The 20,527-nt window shown below is 41.5% G+C and carries 19 protein-coding genes and 1 pseudogene; 5 read left to right on the forward strand and 15 right to left on the reverse strand.

The window, feature by feature from the left end; translation table 11 throughout:
* Nucleotides 1–103: 103 nt before the first annotated feature.
* Nucleotides 104–244 (forward strand): annotated as a pseudogene (locus K4H96_RS07570) (cupin); the annotation flags it as partial.
* On the opposite strand, the gene K4H96_RS07575 reads toward K4H96_RS07570, so the two are convergent.
* The 10 genes from K4H96_RS07575 to K4H96_RS07620 form a co-directional block, all read right to left on the reverse strand.
* Nucleotides 192–518: a cupin domain-containing protein gene (locus tag K4H96_RS07575; RefSeq protein WP_227956450.1), complete on the reverse strand. Its 327-nt coding sequence runs from the start codon at nt 516–518 to the stop codon at nt 192–194. The pseudogene K4H96_RS07570 and the gene K4H96_RS07575 sit on opposite strands and share 53 nt — an antisense overlap.
* A gap of 29 nt (nt 519–547) precedes the next feature.
* Nucleotides 548–1,342, reverse strand: a complete 795-nt coding sequence (ldcB, locus tag K4H96_RS07580) for an LD-carboxypeptidase LdcB/DacB (protein ID WP_404969019.1) — start codon at nt 1,340–1,342, stop codon at nt 548–550.
* A gap of 4 nt (nt 1,343–1,346) precedes the next feature.
* On the reverse strand, nt 1,347–3,077 hold the full coding sequence (locus K4H96_RS07585) for a TcaA second domain-containing protein (protein WP_223336935.1): 1,731 nt from the start codon (nt 3,075–3,077) through the stop codon (nt 1,347–1,349).
* 16 nt (nt 3,078–3,093) lie between these two features.
* On the reverse strand, nt 3,094–4,131 hold the full coding sequence (locus K4H96_RS07590; RefSeq protein ID WP_223336936.1) for a DUF6574 domain-containing protein: 1,038 nt from the start codon (nt 4,129–4,131) through the stop codon (nt 3,094–3,096).
* A gap of 98 nt (nt 4,132–4,229) precedes the next feature.
* Nucleotides 4,230–4,544 (reverse strand): rhodanese-like domain-containing protein, encoded by a 315-nt coding sequence (locus tag K4H96_RS07595; RefSeq protein WP_002921046.1) that lies wholly within the window; start codon nt 4,542–4,544, stop codon nt 4,230–4,232.
* Nucleotides 4,537–5,499 (reverse strand): zinc-binding alcohol dehydrogenase family protein, encoded by a 963-nt coding sequence (locus K4H96_RS07600; protein WP_223336937.1) that lies wholly within the window; start codon nt 5,497–5,499, stop codon nt 4,537–4,539. The genes K4H96_RS07595 and K4H96_RS07600 overlap by 8 nt, the downstream gene beginning before the upstream one ends.
* Before the next feature lie 275 nt (nt 5,500–5,774).
* Entirely contained in the window at nt 5,775–6,263 is a 489-nt protein-coding gene (locus tag K4H96_RS07605) for a prolyl-tRNA synthetase associated domain-containing protein (protein ID WP_223336938.1), read from the reverse strand.
* A gap of 12 nt (nt 6,264–6,275) precedes the next feature.
* On the reverse strand, nt 6,276–6,860 hold the full coding sequence (locus K4H96_RS07610; protein WP_223336939.1) for a uracil-DNA glycosylase family protein: 585 nt from the start codon (nt 6,858–6,860) through the stop codon (nt 6,276–6,278).
* 53 nt (nt 6,861–6,913) lie between these two features.
* Nucleotides 6,914–8,320 (reverse strand): dipeptidase PepV, encoded by a 1,407-nt coding sequence (pepV, locus tag K4H96_RS07615; protein WP_223336940.1) that lies wholly within the window; start codon nt 8,318–8,320, stop codon nt 6,914–6,916.
* A 74-nt stretch (nt 8,321–8,394) separates the two neighbouring features.
* Entirely contained in the window at nt 8,395–9,000 is a 606-nt protein-coding gene (locus tag K4H96_RS07620; RefSeq protein ID WP_223336941.1) for a nitroreductase family protein, read from the reverse strand.
* Between the two features lie 171 nt (nt 9,001–9,171).
* Between K4H96_RS07620 and K4H96_RS07625 the strand changes: the two genes are divergently transcribed.
* On the forward strand, nt 9,172–9,972 hold the full coding sequence (locus K4H96_RS07625; RefSeq protein ID WP_002924502.1) for an amino acid ABC transporter substrate-binding protein: 801 nt from the start codon (nt 9,172–9,174) through the stop codon (nt 9,970–9,972).
* Nucleotides 9,973–10,067: 95 nt separating this feature from the next.
* On the opposite strand, the gene K4H96_RS07630 is transcribed toward K4H96_RS07625, so the two are convergent.
* The gene (locus K4H96_RS07630; protein ID WP_223336942.1) at nt 10,068–10,541 is read right to left on the reverse strand and encodes a DUF4274 domain-containing protein; all 474 of its coding nucleotides are present in this window, start codon (nt 10,539–10,541) and stop codon (nt 10,068–10,070) included.
* Nucleotides 10,542–10,628: 87 nt separating this feature from the next.
* Nucleotides 10,629–12,464 (reverse strand): excinuclease ABC subunit UvrC, encoded by a 1,836-nt coding sequence (uvrC, locus tag K4H96_RS07635; RefSeq protein WP_223336943.1) that lies wholly within the window; start codon nt 12,462–12,464, stop codon nt 10,629–10,631.
* A 364-nt stretch (nt 12,465–12,828) separates the two neighbouring features.
* Here uvrC and K4H96_RS07640 point away from each other — a divergent pair, with 364 nt between their 5' ends.
* The 3 genes from K4H96_RS07640 (at nt 12,829) to K4H96_RS07650 (ending at nt 16,361) form a co-directional block, all read left to right on the forward strand.
* A complete protein-coding gene (locus tag K4H96_RS07640) occupies nt 12,829–14,085 on the forward strand; it encodes an extracellular solute-binding protein (protein ID WP_002915028.1) in 1,257 nt (418 codons plus the stop codon).
* Between the two features lie 81 nt (nt 14,086–14,166).
* Entirely contained in the window at nt 14,167–15,525 is a 1,359-nt protein-coding gene (locus tag K4H96_RS07645; RefSeq protein WP_125338513.1) for a carbohydrate ABC transporter permease, read from the forward strand.
* Complete coding sequence (locus K4H96_RS07650; RefSeq protein ID WP_002895328.1) at nt 15,525–16,361, forward strand: sugar ABC transporter permease; 837 nt, start codon at nt 15,525–15,527, stop codon at nt 16,359–16,361. The genes K4H96_RS07645 and K4H96_RS07650 overlap by 1 nt, the downstream gene beginning before the upstream one ends.
* A 162-nt stretch (nt 16,362–16,523) precedes the next feature.
* Here the strand turns inward: K4H96_RS07650 and K4H96_RS07655 are convergent, their stop codons facing one another.
* The 3 genes from K4H96_RS07655 to rimM form a co-directional block, all read right to left on the reverse strand.
* A complete protein-coding gene (locus tag K4H96_RS07655; protein ID WP_223336944.1) occupies nt 16,524–19,085 on the reverse strand; it encodes a CAP domain-containing protein in 2,562 nt (853 codons plus the stop codon).
* 181 nt (nt 19,086–19,266) lie between these two features.
* Complete coding sequence (gene trmD / locus K4H96_RS07660; RefSeq protein WP_223336945.1) at nt 19,267–19,989, reverse strand: tRNA (guanosine(37)-N1)-methyltransferase TrmD; 723 nt, start codon at nt 19,987–19,989, stop codon at nt 19,267–19,269.
* A complete protein-coding gene (rimM, locus tag K4H96_RS07665) occupies nt 19,979–20,497 on the reverse strand; it encodes a ribosome maturation factor RimM (RefSeq protein WP_223336946.1) in 519 nt (172 codons plus the stop codon). The genes trmD and rimM overlap by 11 nt, the downstream gene beginning before the upstream one ends.
* Nucleotides 20,498–20,527 lie beyond the last annotated feature (30 nt).

Raw genomic sequence — 20,527 nt, forward strand, 5'->3', positions numbered from 1 at the left:
AGGAAATTGCTCAATCAGGCAAATCTTTAGAAGAATATTTCGGCATTACTGGTGGAGGCTATGAAGATCAGTAGTCACATCATCCATTAGAAGGAGGAAGAAAATGAAATTTTTTGTTACCAATCCCAATAATGATTTTGCAGAAACACCTGTGCAAGAAGAAGGCAGAATCATCCATCATCTGCATCTTGCTAAAGGAAAAGAAGTACCAGAGCACAGTGCTGATGCACTAGTAACAGTTGTTTGATAACTAAGAGGTGGCTATCTTCCTCCCCGACCAAGCTGTGTGGCTCATTGGGCTCCATCGTCAAAAAGGAACCTGCCACTAACCGAACGGTTTGTTCGCCAGCAGAAAAGCTTACATCTCCCGACAAACAAACAACTGTTACTAGTGCATCAGCACTGTGCTCTGGTACTTCTTTTCCTTTAGCAAGATGCAGATGATGGATGATTCTGCCTTCTTCTTGCACAGGTGTTTCTGCAAAATCATTATTGGGATTGGTAACAAAAAATTTCATTTTCTTCCTCCTTCTAATGGATGATGTGACTACTGATCTTCATAGCCTCCACCAGTAATGCCGAAATATTCTTCTAAAGATTTGCCTGATTGAGCAATTTCCTTAGCTTCTTGACCAATATAACGCAGATGCCAACTTTCAGGCATATAGCCAGTTGAACCTTCCTTGCCCTCTAGATAGCGAACGATAAAACCGTATTTATAGGCGTTATCTAGAAGCCACTGACTTGCTCCAGCTTCTTGTACGAGATTACCATTCTTGTCAATCAAGTCAAATGCCAAACCAGTCTGGTGCTCGCTGTAGCCTGGTCGAGCTGAATAGCGGTCTGCAGCTGCCTTACCATCCTGATTGACATAATTTTGATAGAGTTCTGTCTGAGTATCATAGCTACGGAAACCACTATATTGGTCGCTAATTGCATAGCCTTGTGCCTGCATGTCTGCAATCAGTTTGAGCAATTCTGCTTTAGCAGTCGCATCCTCACCTGGGTTATAGGAAGGAGACAAAGGGTAGTGTTTGTTGACAACAAGAATCTCATCATATTTCCCTTTGACACTGTAGTAGCTACCGTTATAAGAAACATTTTGATCAAGAGTTTTGGCCTCGTGATTTTGCTCCTTTTTAGTATCAGGGCTGTCTGAAGATCTTGTCGTATCTTGGCTAGAATTTTTGTCTTTTTCAGCATCTTGTTTCTTAACTGTACTAGTTGAGCTAGCCGCTTGTTTATCAGAGCTATCTCCAGTAGTGTCTTTACCAGACGAACACGCGCCTAGAACAAGAACAGATGCTGCAAGAAGAATTAGTTTACTGTATTTCATTGTCATAATATCAACCTTCTGAAACTTCAAGATTATAGATTACAAAAGAATCCCCACTAGGTTTCAAGTAATAAGTCTTATTTTTACGATTTACACTATTTGGAGTGTTATCGACATAGTGGACTGTATAGTCCTCATATGTTGTCACGATATAGGAACCATTTTCTTCCTTGATTTCGCGGATATCCAAAGCTCCTGGCTCATAATAGTTAATTTTCGCTTTCTTAACACCACCACCAGTGGTCCACTCAACCATTTCTCGATATACTGCACTAGAGGTATCGTAGTATTGAGAATAGTTGTTGCTTCTGTTAGAAACTGAGCTGAAAACAGCACTGCGGTAGTCATTAAGGAAAGTAGAGACTTTTGCTTTTTGAGCCTCAACCTTTTTCGCTTCTTCGTTCTTTTCTCTAATCTTAGAAACTACTTCCTTAGGAAGCGATAATTTCACATTAGTAGTATCATCTTCCACAATCACTGTCTCTTTATTGGTAGTAAAGGTAGTATCAGAGATAGTAAACTTGGCATAAATTTCAAGCTCTTGATAAGGAACAAGCTGCAACTCAGGGGTCAAACTGCTACCACTTTCTTTACCATTAACAACGATTTTAATATCTGTTGCTTTTGAAGTTTCAGAAGGCATCGTAATTTTTAGCTGTTTCTTTTCAGATTTGAGATCCAGTTTGATTTCATTATCTTTAGCCGTAGCTAAATCAAGCTGAACCTTACTTTCTACATCTCCAACATCCGTCTTACCTTTGAGTGTAAAGTCTTGTTTGATGAAGTGATATTCACCCAATTCAGTGTCTGTATTTTTCTTAAGAGTAATAGTTTTTTTCTCACCAGGTTTAATGGTAGCATTATCCAAATTTGTATTGACTTTAACTTTGACTGGATAGGAAACCATTTGATATTCCTGGAAAATACCAAATTTCTTACTCTTTTCAGTAACACCTAAAATCTTATTATTGTTGTCATCAATATAAGCAGATTTGCCATTTGACTCAACAATATTATCTAGCTCAGTTTCGAGATTAATTTCCTGGCTCTCTAGGTGCTCAACTAAAGCTCTTGCTTCAGCACGCGTCCACTTATCGGATTGAGTAGAAAGAAGACTTGCCACTTCATCAAAGTCTTTACTAGAGACGGCTTTTGCAAAATGGTCTGTGACCACTTTAACTCCAGTTATAGAATTTAAATAGAAGAATGCTCCAATCAAAGCGGCAACTAAAACGGTTGGAGCCCCAATCAAGATTGCTTGCTTCTTTGATATTCTCTTTTTAGCCTTTTTTACCGGTTTCTGTGGTAATTGCGAGTCGAGCAATTCAGACCGAATAGGCAAGTTAGAGAATCCTTGACTCTTAGCTTCTGCAAATTCTTCTTTGGTAGGTTTTCGACCAATATTATTTTCAAAAGCTTGCAGCCAATTCTTACGAAGCTCTTCATATTGGGTAGATTCAAATGCGCCTTGCTTCTCATCTTGGGAAGATGGTTGAACCGATTCTTCTGTGACAGAATCTTCAGAAGTTGTCTCCTGAACAATATCTTGATTATCAGAAGCTTCATCAGTAGTATTTTCTACTGATGAAGTATCTGTGGTTGCTTCCCCTGCTTCGCCTGCAATCTCCTTAATCTTTTTTGGATCAAAGTTAGATTGTTTGCCGGCTTGGAACTCACTTGCAGTTGGTTTTCGACCAATTACTTTTTCAAAGAGATCAACCCATTTTTCTTTTGTTGCCATAAATCTCCTCCAATTATTACATCATTATGATACTAGCTAGTAGAGAAAAAGCGATGAAAGAGAAGATAATTGTAATCACACCATTGATAATAATGGCCAATAGATATTTATAAAAAGGATCCATAGAGTTGTTTGTCTTGGAATAAATCAAAGCAAAGGTAGCTCCAACTCCAATCAACAAGAGTCCAATCCATGTGAAGAACAGAGATAAATGAATAACACCCAACAGAGCAAACAGAGCTGAAGCAGCAATAAATGGAAGAACAACGGCATAAAGTCGACCATACCAATCAAAAGCCTTATTAAAGGTAAAACTTCTATCTTGGTAGACCAAACGCTTCACAACAAAACCACCTAATATAATAGAGAAAAGGAAGAGAGCCGCTGCTATCAGAGAAACAAAGAAGACTTTGAAATTAAAAGTCGGTCCATTATACATACCAAAACTCATGATACCAATGGTACTGAAAATATTGTAGTTTGCAACAATAGCAAAAAAGAACGCTGTCAAACCTAGAGAAAGGTAACCATTCACCTTACTGCTCTCAACTTCAGATGTCGGTGATTTCCAAGCTGAAACGAGCCAAGCCCAGAAACCTTTCATTGTTTTAGAAAACTCGCTGGGTTGAGGAGGTTGCTGACTGTAATAAGCCTGTGGTCCTTGTTGAGGTATTTGTGAATTGAACTGTCCTTGCTGCTGATTGTTCTGATAAGCTTGCGGACCAGAAGACTGAGGCTGTCCAGCAAAGGGACTTGCTTGCTGAAATCCTTGTTGCTGATAAGCTTGTCCCTGATTTGCAAATTGATTTGGATTTGCTTGTTGCTGAGGAACTTCTTGATATTGTTGAGAAGCCTGCTGAGCAAAAGGCTGTTGGAAGTTTTGCGGCTGTTCAAAGCTTGATGAAGCCGGACTAGCTTCACTAGAGGCTTGCTCCGCACTTACCTGTTCAGCTTCAACAAATTCCCCGGCAGCCAATGCTTGGGCAATTTCCTCCTCTGTAGCCGAGCGTCCATTAACGGCCTCAAAATATTCAAGCCAATCTTGTTTTGACATAAAATATCTCCTATCTATAAATTATTATACTACTATAGTATACAAAAAAAGGGCCGGAAATTCAATCTATTCCGGCATTTGCTCTTCTTAATCGCTTGTCATATCGTCAATTTAGCAGGAAAAGCTTCCACTCCTCCTTCGACATTAGTTACTTGGTAACCCTTAGCTTCCAAAAATTCGCAGGCACGCGCTGAGCGTCCGCCTTTTTGACAGATGATATGGTAGGGGATTTGTTTATCTAGTTTTCCATAATTTTCAGGCAAGGTGCTGAGAGGCAGATTCTGAGCCCCAGAGATATGTCCAGCAGTAAATTCATCCACCTCGCGAACGTCAATCAAGCGCAGTTCTTCTGCCTGCAATTTGTCATATAAATCTTTCGCACTAATTTTTTGCATTCTTTTTCTCCTATTCATTCATAATCACAATTTTTCCAAAACCTGCCGTCCCCTCTATAAAAGCATGAGCTTTGGGCACTTGCTCTAGGGAAAAGACACGCCTTGGTGTAACATTGACCTGGTACCGGTCAATATAGTCAAATAATTCATTCATCAAGTCTTGACTCACATGAGCAGAGTGAAAACTTGTCAGAAAACTGTTATTTCTAATTTCCTCAATTGGGTTGAAACCATTCAACTCCCACTGGCCACCCAAGAGGCCAGTCACACAGATAATCCCGCCCTCTGCGATATGGTCAAAAGAATCCTTGACAGTTGCAGGACCGACCAACTCAAGGATTTTATCAAACTTCTCCTCTGTTTCCAGTCGGCCATCCTGGTCTATGATGATATCGTCGTAGGCTTGGTGCTTGAGTAGAAACTGTTTGGAACCGCTATTGACCGAGCCCACGATATGTGTGTCTGGAAACTGTGCCTTGACCAGACGAGCAAAGGCCAAACCGACACCGCTAGTGGCAGCCCGAACCAAAATCTTGTCATTGGGCTCAATGCGCAGATTTTTCATAGAACCTAGGGCAGTATAATAGGTCTCTGGCACTGCTGCCAGCTCTGTCCAGGTCAGGTTGGTCTCGACTGTATAAATTTGATCGTTCGGCAGGAGGACATACTCAGCATAAGAACCATCAAAAGCTCGCCCCATTTCTCCCATGATGGAAACCACTTTTTGATCGACCTCTAAATCTTCTCGAGTCGTCTTGGTCACTTGGCCAACACACTCAATACCTAAAATCCGAGGAAAGGCGACACTAGGCGATAAACCCTCACGAGTAAAAATCTCCGATCGGTTAATCCCAAACCCTCTGACCTTGACCAAGGTCCAGCCTTCTTGAAGTTGTGGAATCGGTCTTTCTTCCAGCAGAAGCTTTTCTGGACCACCTGCTTCGTAAATGACTATAGCTTTCATCGTTTCCATAGAATCACCTCGCTTTCTACAAAGTTTAGCATTCTAAGCTTAGACTTATCAAAAAGTCAGTCAGCTGCTCCTGCAAGTTCTAATAATGCTTTTACAAAATCCATCAGCCGGCTGTTTGAGAATCTCCTGAGGGAAGCACGTTGCTGGATATGTCCTTCATCCAAGATCAAGATAGAGGTACAAAGACGCTAGCAAACGAGTGATAGCAATCCGCTAGGTTTGACCACCTGATAGAGAAACTGGATAGTACTCCTCTATCACAGCAAAACAGTTAGTTAAAGCTCAAGAACTTGGTAAGAATAACCTAAATCTTGCAAGAATTTAAACAAATCTCTTGTAGAGATAAAGATAGTCTTTTCATTGGTATTAGGATGAAAAGTCATGATATCCTCTGATACGATGTCCTTATCAAAATAAACTTGAATATCTTTTTCTTCATTATTTAACAAACCAAAAGGTGAAACCGTTCCTGCTGGCAACTGCATTTTTTCATAGAGGGAATCCGCTGAGGCCATGCGAATACGGTTGGCTGAAACCAGCTCTTTAAACAAATCCATGTCCAAACTCTTCTTATCATCCATAATCAGCAGGTAATACTGGGTTTTCTTCCTGTTGGTCAAAAACATAGACTTAGTCCGAACACCTTCCATGCCTTCAATATAGCCATCTGCCTGCTCTGTCGTAAATGCAGGTGGGTGCTCCACCACATCAAAGGTGATCCCCAACTCTTGCAACTTGTTAGCTACTTGTTGATAAGCATCCATAGTTTTTCTCCTTTATTGATGAATAATCTTTTGCACCAACGCTTGCAAGTCTGGCACAACCTGCTCTGCAAACCAAGGATTTTTAGCCATCCAGATTTGGTTGCGAGGCGATGGGTGAACCAAAGGAAAAAAGTCAGGCAGGTAGTCTTGATAGTGCTGAACCGTCTCGGTCAGCTTGATATTTCCTGTTTGATGCAGATAGTATTTCTGTGCATACTGACCAATCAAAATGGTCAGCTCAATATCTGACAAAAGCTCTAAAATCGGCTGATGCCACTTTTCGGCAAAGCCCTTACGAGGTGGTAAATCACCAGACTTCCCATGCCCCGGAAAATAAAAATCCATGGGCAAAACTGCAAAGTATCCAGAATTATAAAAAATCTCTTCATCGACACCCAGCCATTCTCTCAGCCGGTCGCCACTCTTGTCCTTCCAGTAAAGCCCTGCCTGCTGAGTTTTCAGCCCCGGCGCTTGACCAATAATGTTAATCCGAGCATTCTTTGGTGCCGCAAAGAGTGGCTTGATTCCCTGCTCAGTAAATTCTTGATTTTCCGGATCAGACATGATGGCCTTGGCAATATCTTCTATTGTTTGCATGACAGCTCCTTGCAAAGAAACTCATCCAGCAAGGCCAAACGAGTTCTTCTTTTTTATTTGATTAGCTCGTAGATAGCCTCCGCGTAAATGGCCGCAGCACGGAAAAGGTCTTCTACATCTGTAAATTCATTGGCTTGATGCATAGTATTGACATAGTCTGGAAACATGGCGCCAAAAGCCACACCGCGCTTCAAAAGACGGCCAAAGGTTCCACCACCAATGACTTGCTCATGTCCTTTGAGACCAGTTTGTTTTTCATAAACACTCAAAAGAGTTGCTACCAACTCATCATCTGCTGGGACATAGTGCGGAGTGTGCCCATGCTCAGACAGACTTACTGACACAACACCAGCAACTTTTTCAAGACCGGTCTGAATCTTTTTCGGATCAGTTCCTTGCGGGTAACGGATGTTCAGAGCAATGGTATTCTCAGCCTTGGCACTGTCAAAATGGAAAACACCAGCATTCATGCTGAGAGCACCCATTCTAGCATCTGTATAAGCAATTCCTAACTTCTCACCTGTAAAGTCCTCGTGCAGAACTTGAGCTGCAACTTCCAGATAAGCTTTGGCGTCACCACCAAAGTCAAATTGGTTAAGGAAGAGAGCTAGATAGGTTGCTCCGTTGATACCGTCCTCTGGTGTAGAACCATGAGCTGATTTCCCAATGACTGTCACTTCAAGAGCGTCGCCATTTTCTTTCAGACTAGCTGAAACCTTGTGGGCAGTAGCAAAGTCTTGTAATTTGACATCCAATTCCGCTGCATCAATTGGCGCTGTAAAAATGGCTGTCGCTGATTCTGGCACCATATTCTCACGCAGTCCTCCAGTGAAGCTCTTGAGTTTAAAGCTGCCATCATTACTGTTACCAAAGTGGAGATATTCTGTGATATTCCCTTTTTCACCGTTAATGATTGGAAATTCCGCATCTGGTGAGAAACCAAAGTCTGGCTCAGGCAAACCAACATGCTTGAAATAATAGTCCATGTCTTGCCAACCGGATTCCTCGTCTGTCCCCACCACAAAGCGCACACGCTTAGATACTGGCAAGCCCAAGTCTTTGATGATTTTCAAACCATAGTAACAAGCCATGGTTGGACCTTTATCATCAGATGAACCACGCGCATAAAGTTTGCCATCAATAATTTCAGGTTTGTAAGGATCTGTATTCCAGCCACTCCCGGCAGGGACTACATCCATGTGGGCAAAAATCCCAAGTTCCTCCTCACCCTCACCAAAAGTAAAGTGACCAGCATAATTGTCCACGTTCTTGGTTTCATAGCCATCGCGTTCAGCAATTTCTAAAAACTTATGCAGAGCTTGAACAGGTCCAGGTCCAAAAGGATGCTCCTTGTCTGCCTTGGAATCGTCCCGCTCTGAGTTGATTTCTAAAAGACTGAACAAGTCAGCTAAGAGATCTTCTCTTCGTTTTTCAACTTCTGCTTTAAAATCAATTGTCATTATACATATTACCTCAATCTATAATTCGATTTAAATCATTATAGCTTACGAATTAAATCGTAAGCACAATTATATCACCGTTTCTCAATGATTTCATCAACTGGCAAACGATAACTAGGTTCTAGTTTTTCATCAGTATAACCAACAGTAATCAAGAGTTCCGGACGAAAACGCTCATCAATTTCCAAAACCTCATTAACCTTCGATTTGTCGAAACCTAAGATGATGTTAGAGCCGATGCCTTGGTCAGTCAGAGCCAGAACAAGATTCATAGCCACCAGACCAGCGTTAAGAGCTAAATAATCGCTCTTTTGCTGTTCACTATAGCGAGCAAACTCAGCTGGCAGATTCTGCATATAGAATTGGAGCTGCTCGTCAGAGAAATTCTTAACTCCAGCAACACGCGCAATCTTGCGAGCCCGCTTGGTCAAATCTGTATCCGTAAAGAGGGCAATAGTCACTGGTGCTTCCTTAATCTGGTCCACATTTCCTCCGAAAGCCGTCTCTGCTAAGGCTTGATTGCGCTCTCGTACTACTACAAACTTCCATGGCTGGCTATTGTGAGCACTGGGTGCCAAAGTTGCAATTTCAATCGCTGTGCGAACATCCTTTGGATCCACAGGCTTATCATTGAAATGCTTGGTTTCGTGGCGCTTTTTATTGAGTTCTAGAAATTTCATAAGTCGTATCCTTTTCTAAATATACTAGCTTCATTTTATCATATTTTGTAAGAGTTTGCAGAAGTTTTTCATTATTAAGGTTTCTTATCGCAGCTATAAATAATATATATTGGCTAATCAAGATAGTTTCTGATAAGCTATAAAATAATACCAATTTGAATGGAGTAAAACATGAGAAAAATCGTCCTGTTACTAATCATCCTTCCACTGTTAGCCGCCTGCAGTCACCAGAGCAATCCTCAAAAAAATTCGTCCCCAAAAACAATTACTGTTGCAACAGCTGGCGATGTCCCACCATTCGCCTATGAGGAAAACGGCAACCTGACTGGCTACGATATTGAAGTACTTAAAGCAATTGATGAGAAGCTCAGTGATTACGAAATTCACTTTCAAAGAACTGCTTGGGAAAGTATCTTCCCAGGACTTGATTCCGGTCACTATCAAGCTGCAGCCAATAACTTGAGTTACACAAAAGAGAGAGCAGATAAATACCTCTACTCACTCCCCATCTCAAAAAATCCTTTAGTACTCGTTAGTAATAAGAAGAATCCTTTAACTTCTCTTGAGCAAATAGCTGGTAAAACAACTCAAGAGGATATCGGAACATCGAACGCCCAATTCATCAACAATTGGAATCAAAAACACACTGAAAATCCAGCCACTATCCAGTACTCAGGAGAAGATATAGGAAAACGTATCTTTGACCTTTCTAATGGTGACTTTGATTTCCTAATCTTTGACAAAGTTTCCGTTCAAAAAATTATTAAAGAACGCGGCTTGGATCTATCTGTTGTTGATCTTCCTTCCACTGACAGTCCTAACAACTATATTATATTTTCTAGCGAAGAAAAAGCATTCAAGGAACAATTTGATAATGCATTAAGAGAACTCTATCAAGACGGAAGCCTTGAAAAACTCAGCAATACCTACCTTGGTGGTTCTTATCTACCAGATTCCTCTGAGTTGAAATAATAAAAGGATTGGCGCTCGCCAATCCTTTTATTATGGCTTTAGGACATAACACGAAAACCATCCACAATGTCTGGATGGTTATTCTAATTATTTAATTAAATTACTATATTCAAATCTTTCCCAGAAACTCCATCAATGAAAATTGGATTTAATGCCGGTTTTAATTTTTTAAGTTTGAACTTTTGAATTCTCGTTATTTCGGGTCGAAAAGAGATATTACCATCCGGAAATGTCCTTCTGATAATTCTATCATAGACATCTTTTACAAATTCTTCCCACTCCTTAGATGAAGAATTTACAAAGGCTGCTTCTGCATCTAATAAATACCTGATGCCATCTGCTCGATAAAAGGCTAATAAAGCAATTGAAAGAGTACACTTATAATGTTCAATAACTGCTTGTGGTACTTCAAAACCATTATCCCAGTTAAAATTATCAAGTAAAACAAACAGTTCGTCTTCGGTTTGAAGACTATTAATATACGATACAGCCTTAGCATTGCTTTCAGCATACAAAATATCAGATATTTCTTGCAACTGATGATTATCCATTCCCAAAGACAACTCCATTATAACAGTTATAATTTTCCCAATTTTTGCAAAGCTTTCATTTAAGTTTATTTTATAAGACTCTCTAAAATCCGATAAACTAATCTTTCAATCTATGTCTACAACTGGCTCCGCCACCTCTCGCAACTGTGCCTGTTCCTGCTCCTGAGTTTTCGGATTCAACTTCTCCCGCACTGCTTCTGCCACTGCTCGTGGAACGCCGACTTCGACGATTTGGTCGACACTGGCTTCTTTAATCTTGGTTAGAGATTTGAAGTGTTTCATAAGATTTTGCTTGCGTTTTGGTCCCAAGCCTTCAATGCCATCTAGCTGCGATGAGAAGGAATTCTTCGAACGGAGCTGACGGTGGAAGGTAATAGCAAAGCGGTGAACCTCATCTTGGATACGCTGGAGTAGGAAAAATTCCTGCGAATTGCGGGATAATTCTACAACCTGCAGAGGGTCACCAAAGAGCAATTCATGGGTCTGGTGCTTATCATTTTTTTGCAGTCCAGCGATGGGAATATCCAATCCCAACTGCTCCTGAATCACTTCTTTAGCAATATTGACTTGGCCCTGTCCTCCGTCAATGACTATCAGATCAGGCGGAGTCAGTCCATCACGAATCACCCTACTGTAGCGTCGCTTAATGACCTCACGCATACTGGCGTAGTCATCAGGTCCTACCACAGTCTTAATCTTATACTTGCGATAGTCCTTCTTACTTGGTTTACCATTGACAAAGACCACCATAGCCGATACAGGACTGGTTCCCATGATGTTGGAGTTATCAAAAGACTCAATGCGAACAGGCGTTGGAATGTTAAGGAGCTGCCCTAGATTCTCAATAGCACCTTGAGTCTTTTCAATAGATTTCTCCAAGAGGTCAAATTTCTGCTGGAGACTGACTCTAGCATTCTTGATAGCCAGATTGACCAGCTGTTTCTTTTCGCCTCGCTGAGGCTTAAGCACCTTGGTATCCACCATGGCCCGTACAGCTTCTTCGTCAATATCTGCCGGAATCAAAATTTCATTGGGCTTGAGGTGGGATTTTTCCTGATAGAACTGGCCAATATAGGTCAAAAAATCTTCGTCAGGATCATTGTAATAAGGAAAAAGATTGACATCGCGCTCGATTAACTTGCCCTGGCGGACAAAGAAGACCTGTACGCACATCCAGCCCTTATCTACATAGTAACCAAAGACATCCCGATTCTGCAAATCCTTGGCCATGACCCGCTGCTTGGTTCGCAGGGTGCCAATGGACTGAATCAAGTCGCGGTACTCTGCCGCTTTTTCAAACTCCATAGCTTGCGCTGCGCCAGCCATTTTCCCCCGTAAATCCTCAATAATCTGGTCATCCTGTCCCTTGAGAAAGGCAGCTACCTCCTGAGCCAGCTCTTTGAAATACTGGCTGTCTACTTGGCAAATAGTGTGAGCCTTGCACTGCCCCAGATGGTAGTAAAAGCAGACCTTTTCAGGCGGATTTGTACACTTGCGGAAAGGAAAGAGTCGATCCAAAAGACGCTTAATTTCATTGGCCGCACCGACATCCGGATAAGGACCAAAATAAAGTCCACCGTCCTTTTTGACTTGGCGCGTGATGATTAGGCGTGGATAGGTTTCGTTAGTAATCTTGATAAATGGATAGGACTTATCGTCCTTGAGCATGATATTGTACTTGGGCTGGTTTTCCTTGATTAGATTGATTTCCAGAAGCAAAGCCTCAATGTTAGACTCGGTGACAATAAACTCAAAATCCTCAATCTCAGAAACAAGAGCCTCCGTCTTGGTATCATGACTACCACGGAAATAAGAACGAACCCGGTTGCGCAGATTCTTGGCTTTGCCAACATAAATAATGGTATCGTTTTTGTCTTTGTGAATGTAACAGCCGGGACTGGTCGGCAACAGTTCCAGCTTTGATTGGATTAGCTTGTTCATAGGTCTATTATAGCAGAAAAGGGAAGCATTCAACAGGTAGACACTAGATTATTAGAAAATCATAAGTTTGATTCTTTTCATAGGTAATACTGAACTTTAACTTGTCTTTATATCTTCTTGCAAGTATCAAAAATCAATCTCAAAAGAAACATGATTTTCTTTATAACAAAGCATTTTCTAAGCAAAAATCAAGCAATCGATTGCACAGCCATTTTAATAGGCTTTGATTAAATAAACAGAAATAAAATAGAAAAATTTTAGAAAAATTAATATATTTTTAAAAAAATTTCAAAAAAAGACTTGACAAAAATTGCAAACGGTTGCATAATAGGATTGTAAATAAAAATTCCGGGAGGAAATAGGAATGAAAACATGGAAAAAAGTAGTATTGGGCAGTGTCAGCTTGCTGGCTGCAGGAACGCTGTTAGCAGCTTGTAGCTCGAACAGTAGCAAGGAGAACTCTTCTTCTAAAGCCGATAGCAAGACCTTGAAACTTTGGGTACCAACTGGTTCTAAAGATTCTTACTCTGATACAGTTAGCAAGTTCGAGAAAGAATCAGGCTACAAGGTTGACGTAGTCGAAATGGAAGATCCAAACGCTCAGGAAAATCTGACAAAAGATGCTAGTACTGCTGCTGATGTTTTCTCTCTGCCACACGACCAACTTGGTAAATTAGTTGAAGCTGGAGCTATTCAAGAAGTTCCTTCTAAAATGGCAGAAGAAGTCAAGAAAAACGATACTGAACAAGCAGCAATTGGTGCTCAATACAAAGGCAAAACTTATGCTTTCCCATACGGTATCGAATCACAAGTAACCTACTATAACAAGTCAAAACTTTCCGCTGATGATGTTAAGTCTTATGAAACCATCACTTCTAAAGCTAAATTTGGTGGAAACTTGAAAGAGGCTAATGGATACATCACTGCTCCACTCTTCCTTTCTGTTGGCGACACTCTCTTTGGTAAAGATGGTGAGCAAGTAGACGGAACAAACTGGGGTAACGAAGCCGGTGTCAACGTTCTGAAGTTCATCGCAGCTCAAAAGAATAACAGCGGTTTTGTGAACGTAGATGCTTCTAACCTTCTTGCTAAATTTGAAGATGGTTCAGTTGACGCTTTCCAATCAGGTCCATGGGACTACGCAGCTGCTGAAAAAGCTGTCGGCAAAGACAACCTTGGTATCTCTGTTTACCCAACTGTTAACATCGGTGGACAAGACGTTCAACAAAAAGCCTTCCTCGGTGTAAAACTTTACGCAGTTAACCAAACACCTTCAAACGGCGACACTGACCGTATCGCAGCAAGCTACAAACTGGCTCAAGTGCTTACTAGCAAAGAAAGCCAAGAAAACCAATTCAAGTTTGAAGGACGTCACATCATCCCTGCTAACAAAGAAGTGCAAGAGTCTGAAGATGTTAAGAAAGATGCCTTGGCACAAGCTGTTATCACAATGGGATCTTCTGATACCTACACAACAGTTATGCCTAAACTTAGCCAAATGTCTGTCTTCTGGACTGAAAGTGCTGCAATCCTCAGCGATGCTTACAACGGTAAATTTGGTGAAGATCAATACCTCGCAAAATTACAACAGTTTGATAAAGATTTAGCAGCAGCTAAATAATCCTCAAACGAATAAAAATAAGCATTGAAGTGAGGAGGGCAGCCTCCTCACTTCTTTCTTTGTAAATATAAGGAGAATACTATGACTCAGTCATCTTATGACAATGCATCCATGGTTCAGGTCTTTAAAGAGGGAACTTGGGATGTCAAACTCTCTTTTCTGGTAATGGGACTGAGCAACCTTGTAAACAAACAATTTATCAAGGGGCTGCTCTTCCTCTTCTCAGAAATTGCTTTCCTGATTGCTTTTGCAGTCCAAATCATACCAGCTATTGGTGGCATGATTACATTGGGGACTCAAGAGCAGGGAGAGGCTATCAAAAAAGTTAACGGTTTGGAAATCACCGTTCAAGTAGCGGGTGACAACTCTATGCTGATGCTGATTTTTGGACTTGCTTCTCTTATCTTCTGTGCAGTCTTCGCCTACATCTACTGGTGTAACCTGAAAAGTGCTCGTCACTTGATGGCACTCAAGCAGTCTGGTCAGAAGATTCCTAACTTCGTTGAGGACTTTAAGACGCTTGCTGACGGCCGCTTCCACATGGGTCTAATGAGCATTCCTCTCATTGGAGTACTGCTCTTTACCATCCTGCCTCTGATCTATATGATCTGCTTGGCCTTTACTAACTTTGACCATAAGCATCCAGCTCCTAAGTCACTTTTTGACTGGGTTGGCTTCTCTAGCTTTGGTGATGTTTTCTCAGGTCGCATGGCTAGCACCTTCTTCCCACTTTTAGGCTGGACCTTGATTTGGGCGGTTGCTGCGACAGCTACTACATTCTTCTTCGGTATTGTTTTAGCTCTCTTGCTCAATACCAAAGGCCTCAGGTACAAGAAAGTTTGGCGCACACTCTTCGTTATTACTATCGCAGTTCCACAATTCGTATCCCTGCTCTTAATGCGTAATTTCCTGAATGACAATGGACCTTTGAACGGATTATTGCAAAGCCTCCATCTCATTCAGCATCCAATTCCATTCTTGAGTGACCCTGTTTGGGCTAAGTTCTCAATCATCCTTGTCAATATGTGGATTGGTATTCCATTTACCATGCTGGTAGCGACTGGGATTATCATGAACCTACCTAGCGAGCAAATCGAAGCTGCTGAGATTGATGGAGCTAGCAAGCTTCAAATCTTCAAGAGCATTACTTTCCCTCAAATTCTCTTGATTATGGCGCCATCACTCATTCAGCAGTTTATAGGAAACATCAATAACTTCAACGTTATCTACTTCCTGACAGGCGGTGGACCTACTAACTCTTCCTACTATCAGGCAGGCTCAACTGACCTCTTGGTTACCTGGCTCTATAAACTGACCGTTTCAGCCAAGGATTACAATCTGGCATCTGTTATCGGTATCCTGATCTTTGCAATCTCTGCAGCCTTCAGTCTCTTAGCCTATACTAGATCCGCATCATTCAAGGAAGGAACTGCTAAATAATGAAAAATAGAAAAAAACTCAGTTTATTAGGGATTTATGTCTTACTGGCTGTTCTAGCATTTATCTGGCTTACACCGATTATCTGGATTTTTCTGACCAGCTTCCGTGGTGAAGGTTCTAATGCGGTCCCTTACTTCTTCCCTAAGACCTATACTCTTGACAACTATATCAGACTGTTTAATAACAACACATATCCTTTTGTTCAGTGGTTTATGAATACCCTGATTGTTGCGACAGCGACCTGTATCCTGTCTACTTTGATTACCGTGGGTATGGCTTACTCACTCAGCCGTATCAAATTCAAGCATAAAAATCGTTTCCTCAAGTTGGCTCTGGTACTTAACATGTTCCCGGGCTTCATGTCTATGATTGCGGTTTACTACATCTTGAAAGCACTCAATTTGACACAAACCCTGACTTCATTGATTCTAGTTTATTCAGCTGGAGCGGCTCTAGGCTTCTATATTGCTAAAGGTTTCTTTGATACAATCCCATATTCTTTGGACGAATCCGCTATGATCGACGGAGCGACTCGCTTCCAAATTTTCCGGACTATTACATTGCCGCTGTCAAAACCAATTATCGTTTATACAGCGCTTATGGCTTTCATGGGACCATGGGTTGACTTCATCTTTGCCTCTGTCATCCTAGGCGATGTCAAGGAAAAATACACAGTCGCTTTAGGACTTTTCCAAATGCTTAATAAAGATGCCATCAATAAATGGTTCTTGCCTTTCACATCTGGAGCGATTATCATCGCTATCCCTATTACTCTTCTCTTCATCTTCATGCAGAAATACTACGTAGAAGGTGTTACAGGCGGAGCGGTCAAATAGAATCTATTATGTATATCAAAAACTTCCGACAATTTAAATCGGAAGTTTTTATCTTTCTTAGAAAATATGGAACTTAACTCCTCATCACTTTTATATGAGATTACTTATTAACTTGGACAAAAAATGAGTCTGGAAATTATTCCAGGCTCATTTTGTATTTCTTTAATTATAATCTTCGTCTCTACGACGGCGTTTGTTGGTTCCCAAAAAGGCAGCTACACCAAGTGCCATACCAAAAATTGCAAGGCGTTCTGCTTCTGAACCAGTATTTGGCAGAATAGCAGGAACTGTTGGAGCCTTATCAGCAGTTGTAGCCACGCTAGCAAGTTGAGCTGCAGGATTTACAACAAAATCAGTGAATACGTCACTACCTGCCGCTTGAACAGCACCTGTAGTTGCTCCTTTGACTTCACGAGTGTTCGCATGAACTTCTGCAGTCTTAGCATCTGAATCTTTCTTAGATTCATCCTCTGCACCTGGACCAGCAGCTCCGCCTTTTACAGCTGTTAGAGTCTGTTTATCTTCACCTGAGCGATAGTTGCTATTCAGAGCATTTCCATATAGGAGAGATGCTTGATTCAAGATATTCAAGAGAGTTTCATAATTCGCTTGAAGACTGTTGTAGGATTCCTCAAGGACAGCTAAAGTTGCAGTCTCTTGATCTAAGATTGCTTGTTTAGCTTCATAATCAAGCTGCGCTTCTGCCAACTCCCGCTCTGCTTCTGCAAGTAACTGAGGAGCATTTTGAAGGTCTATAACTTTCTTTTTAGCTGCTGCTAATGTCTTTTGAGCAGCCAACAAATCCTCTTGAGCAGTTGTCAAACTAGCTTTCGCAGCTTCTTGAGCTGACTGAAGTTCTGCCAACTTATCCTTAGCTGCTGCTAGAACTGCCTGAGCATTGCTCAAGTTTGTCTGATAAGGTGCTAGGTTTGCTGCAATCTTAGCTGTCGCTCTGTCGAGAGCTTCCTGCTTAAGAGCAACATTTTGCTTGGTCAAAGCTAGATTATTTTCAGCAGTTGCTACCTTCTGACGAGCTGCTTCAACTGCTGCAATTTGAGCTGCCGCCGTCTTTTGAGCATCAGCTAATTGAGCATTTAGGATATTGATAGCTGATTCCTGACCGACTTTTTGAGCCTTAAGTTCAGCTAATTGATTCTTAAGTGCTGTAACATTAGCGTTAGAACCTGCAGAACGACCACCACCAGCACGCAACAACTGCTCCATAGCAGCAACAGTCAGCAACGTACCATTATTAACACGCTGGTCAAAGTTGCTAATGTGATGGAAACCAACCTCGGATGTACCATGAGGAATGCCCCATTGGTTTGGATGTTTATCATAAGCCGCCGAGATAGCATTGGCTTTATTGTCCATCATCTGAACATAGTGACCAATCTTAGCAAATACATCAGCCCCAACTCTCATGTAGATTGCATTAGCATCAATCTGAGTTTCATCAGTAGGCAGTCCATATTGCGCCGCAATCCGTTGATAGAGTTCTTTTTCACTATGCCAGAAATTGACAGCTCCTTGTGGGTCAAAACTAATCGCTACATTTTCGTTACCAATCAGCTTGCCCATGTGCCAGTTATTACGCTCAAAGTAGATAGTCTGAATCTGGCTAGCCACATTCGCATACGGATCAACCAACAACTCTTGTAAGCCGGCATTACGACGGTAAGCATTAATAGCCTTGACCAACTCTAAAGCTTGCAGGTTATTTTCCAGATTAGCTGGACTAGTTGGGTCAGAATTAACTGAGATACCAAATTCATTCTGTCCACGTTGGTAAACAGCAAGTGCATTGTTAGCAGCATCACGAATTTCTTGATTAGCCGCATTGTTACGAACATTTTCTAAAAATTGAGAATAAGTCGTATTGCGAAGGTCAACAGGAGCTGTTGCTGCTGCTTTCTCTGCAGCCGGAATTTGCGTTTCAAGAGAGCTGATAGCTTGATTGGTTTGGCTCAAAGATGCCTTTGCCTGATTGATTTTATTCTGGATTTCAGCCTGCACTTGTGGAGCAGAAGACGCTGCTTGTTCCGCCTTTGTCAACTCAGTCTTTGCATTGTCTAAAGCGGTTTGTGCTTGACTTTGCTGGCTCTTAGCAGTTGCTACAACTTGCTCTTCTGAGTTAAGCGGTGTTTTAGCTTGTTTCAATTCAGTCTCGGCAATGTCTACCAGAGATTGGCTCGCCTTAATAGTATTCGCTTGATCTTTAACGGCTTGGTCTGCCTTGGCAGCTTTAGCCGCTGCTTCTCGAACAGCAGTGTCTTTTGCGCCAACCTCTTGCTCTGCTGTTTTTGCTTCCGTCTCCGCCTTAGCAACATTTTCTTCTGTTGCTTCTGCCTGCACTTCTTTAGCAGTCTCAACAGCGGCTTCAGCCACTTTCACGCTAGTTTTTGCATCTTCAGCTTCTGTTTTCGCAGTATCTACTATCGATCTTTGCTCATCAAGTTTAGCTTTGGCTGCTTCAGCATTTTCTTGGGCAACAGCTACATCTGCTGCTGTCACTGGTTTCTCAGTTACTTCAGTCGCTTTTGGAGCTGTTACAGTTGATTCAACCAACTCATCCGCGTGCACTTGATGGGTCAGTCCACCAGAAATAATAGTTGTAGCCGCGATACCAGTCGCTACAACAGACTTGCCTATTTTCTTTTCCATAATCAATCTCCTTTTTATAATCTCACATACTATAATTAACCTGGGTATAGCAGCCCGCATAGTAATATACTATCACAAAACGCTAGTATTAACTAGTAGCAAACTTATAGTTTTTTTATTACATTTTAGTTACAAAAATGTTTTATTAGAAAAATAAGCTGGTTTTTCCAACAAAAATGAGCATTTCTTTATCAAATAAAGCAAAAACTCCTAGATCCTTTCTAAGAGTTAACCTTGCTTGTCAGTCCGATTGAGCTTGTCGAATTTCTTCTAACATCGCTTCTTCTTCGGCCGTCATTTCATAGTGTTCCAGCATATCAGGTCGTCTTAGATAGGTCTTTTTCAGACTTTCATAGAGACGCCATTTGCGGATGTTTTCATGATGGCCACTCATGAGGACTTCCGGAACGACCATACCCCGATAGTCATAGGGCCGAGTGTACTGAGGATATTCCAAGAGTCCAGATGAAAAACTATCATCTGTATGACTGGCTTCCTTGCCAATAACCTCTGGAATCAGGCGAACGGTCGCATCAATCATAGTCATAGCTGCCAACTCTCCCCCAGTAAGGACATAGTCCCCAAGCGAGATTTCATCTGTCACTAAAGTCTTGATCCGCTCATCATAGCCTTCGTAATGACCACAGATGAAAATGAGTTCCTCTTCCTTAGCCAGTTCCTCAGCATAGGCTTGGTCAAAAGTCCGACCAGCAGGATCCAGTAAAATCACACGAGGCTGCTTCTTTTCAATGGCATCATAGGCATCAAAAATAGGCTGTGCCCGTAGCAACATCCCCTGACCTCCACCGTAAGGCTCGTCGTCTACATGCCGGGATTTTTCAGCTTTCTCCCGGAAATTGTGGTAGTTGATTTCTAAGAGGCCTTTTTCCCGTGCTTTACCAACGATAGAGTGCTCCAAGGGCGCAAACATCTCTGGAAAGAGAGTCAAAATATCAATTTTCATCGTCCAGTCCTTCCGGTATCTCTACATCAACCCGACCTTGCTCAATGTCAATCCCCAGTACCACTGGCGGAATGTATGGTAAAAGCAAATCACGCTTGCCTTTACGTTTGACAACCCAAACATCATTGGCTCCTGGTTGCAGAATTTCCTTAATCCTACCAAGAAGAATATCATTTTCATAGACTTCAAGGCCGATGATTTCATGGTAGTAAAATTCCCCGTCTTCCAAGTCCGCCAAATCTTCCTCTCGGACTTTCAGAGTGAAATCACGAAATTTTTCGATGTCATTGATATGGTACATGCCCTTAAACTTGACAATATCAAAGTTCTTGACCTTACGATGACTAGCAATCTCCACATCCATGACAAACTGATCCTTCTTGTCAAACAGGACAAGGATATTACCTTTTTTAAAACGCTCTTCTGCAAAATCCGTCACTGACAAAACCCGCATCTCACCTTGCAGACCTTGTGTATTGACGATTTTTCCAACATTAAAATAATTCATCTCGACTCCAACATATTATACTCTGCCTAG

The sequence above is a fragment of the Streptococcus sanguinis genome (genome assembly GCF_020729765.1).
Classification (GTDB): domain Bacteria; phylum Bacillota; class Bacilli; order Lactobacillales; family Streptococcaceae; genus Streptococcus; species Streptococcus sanguinis_Q.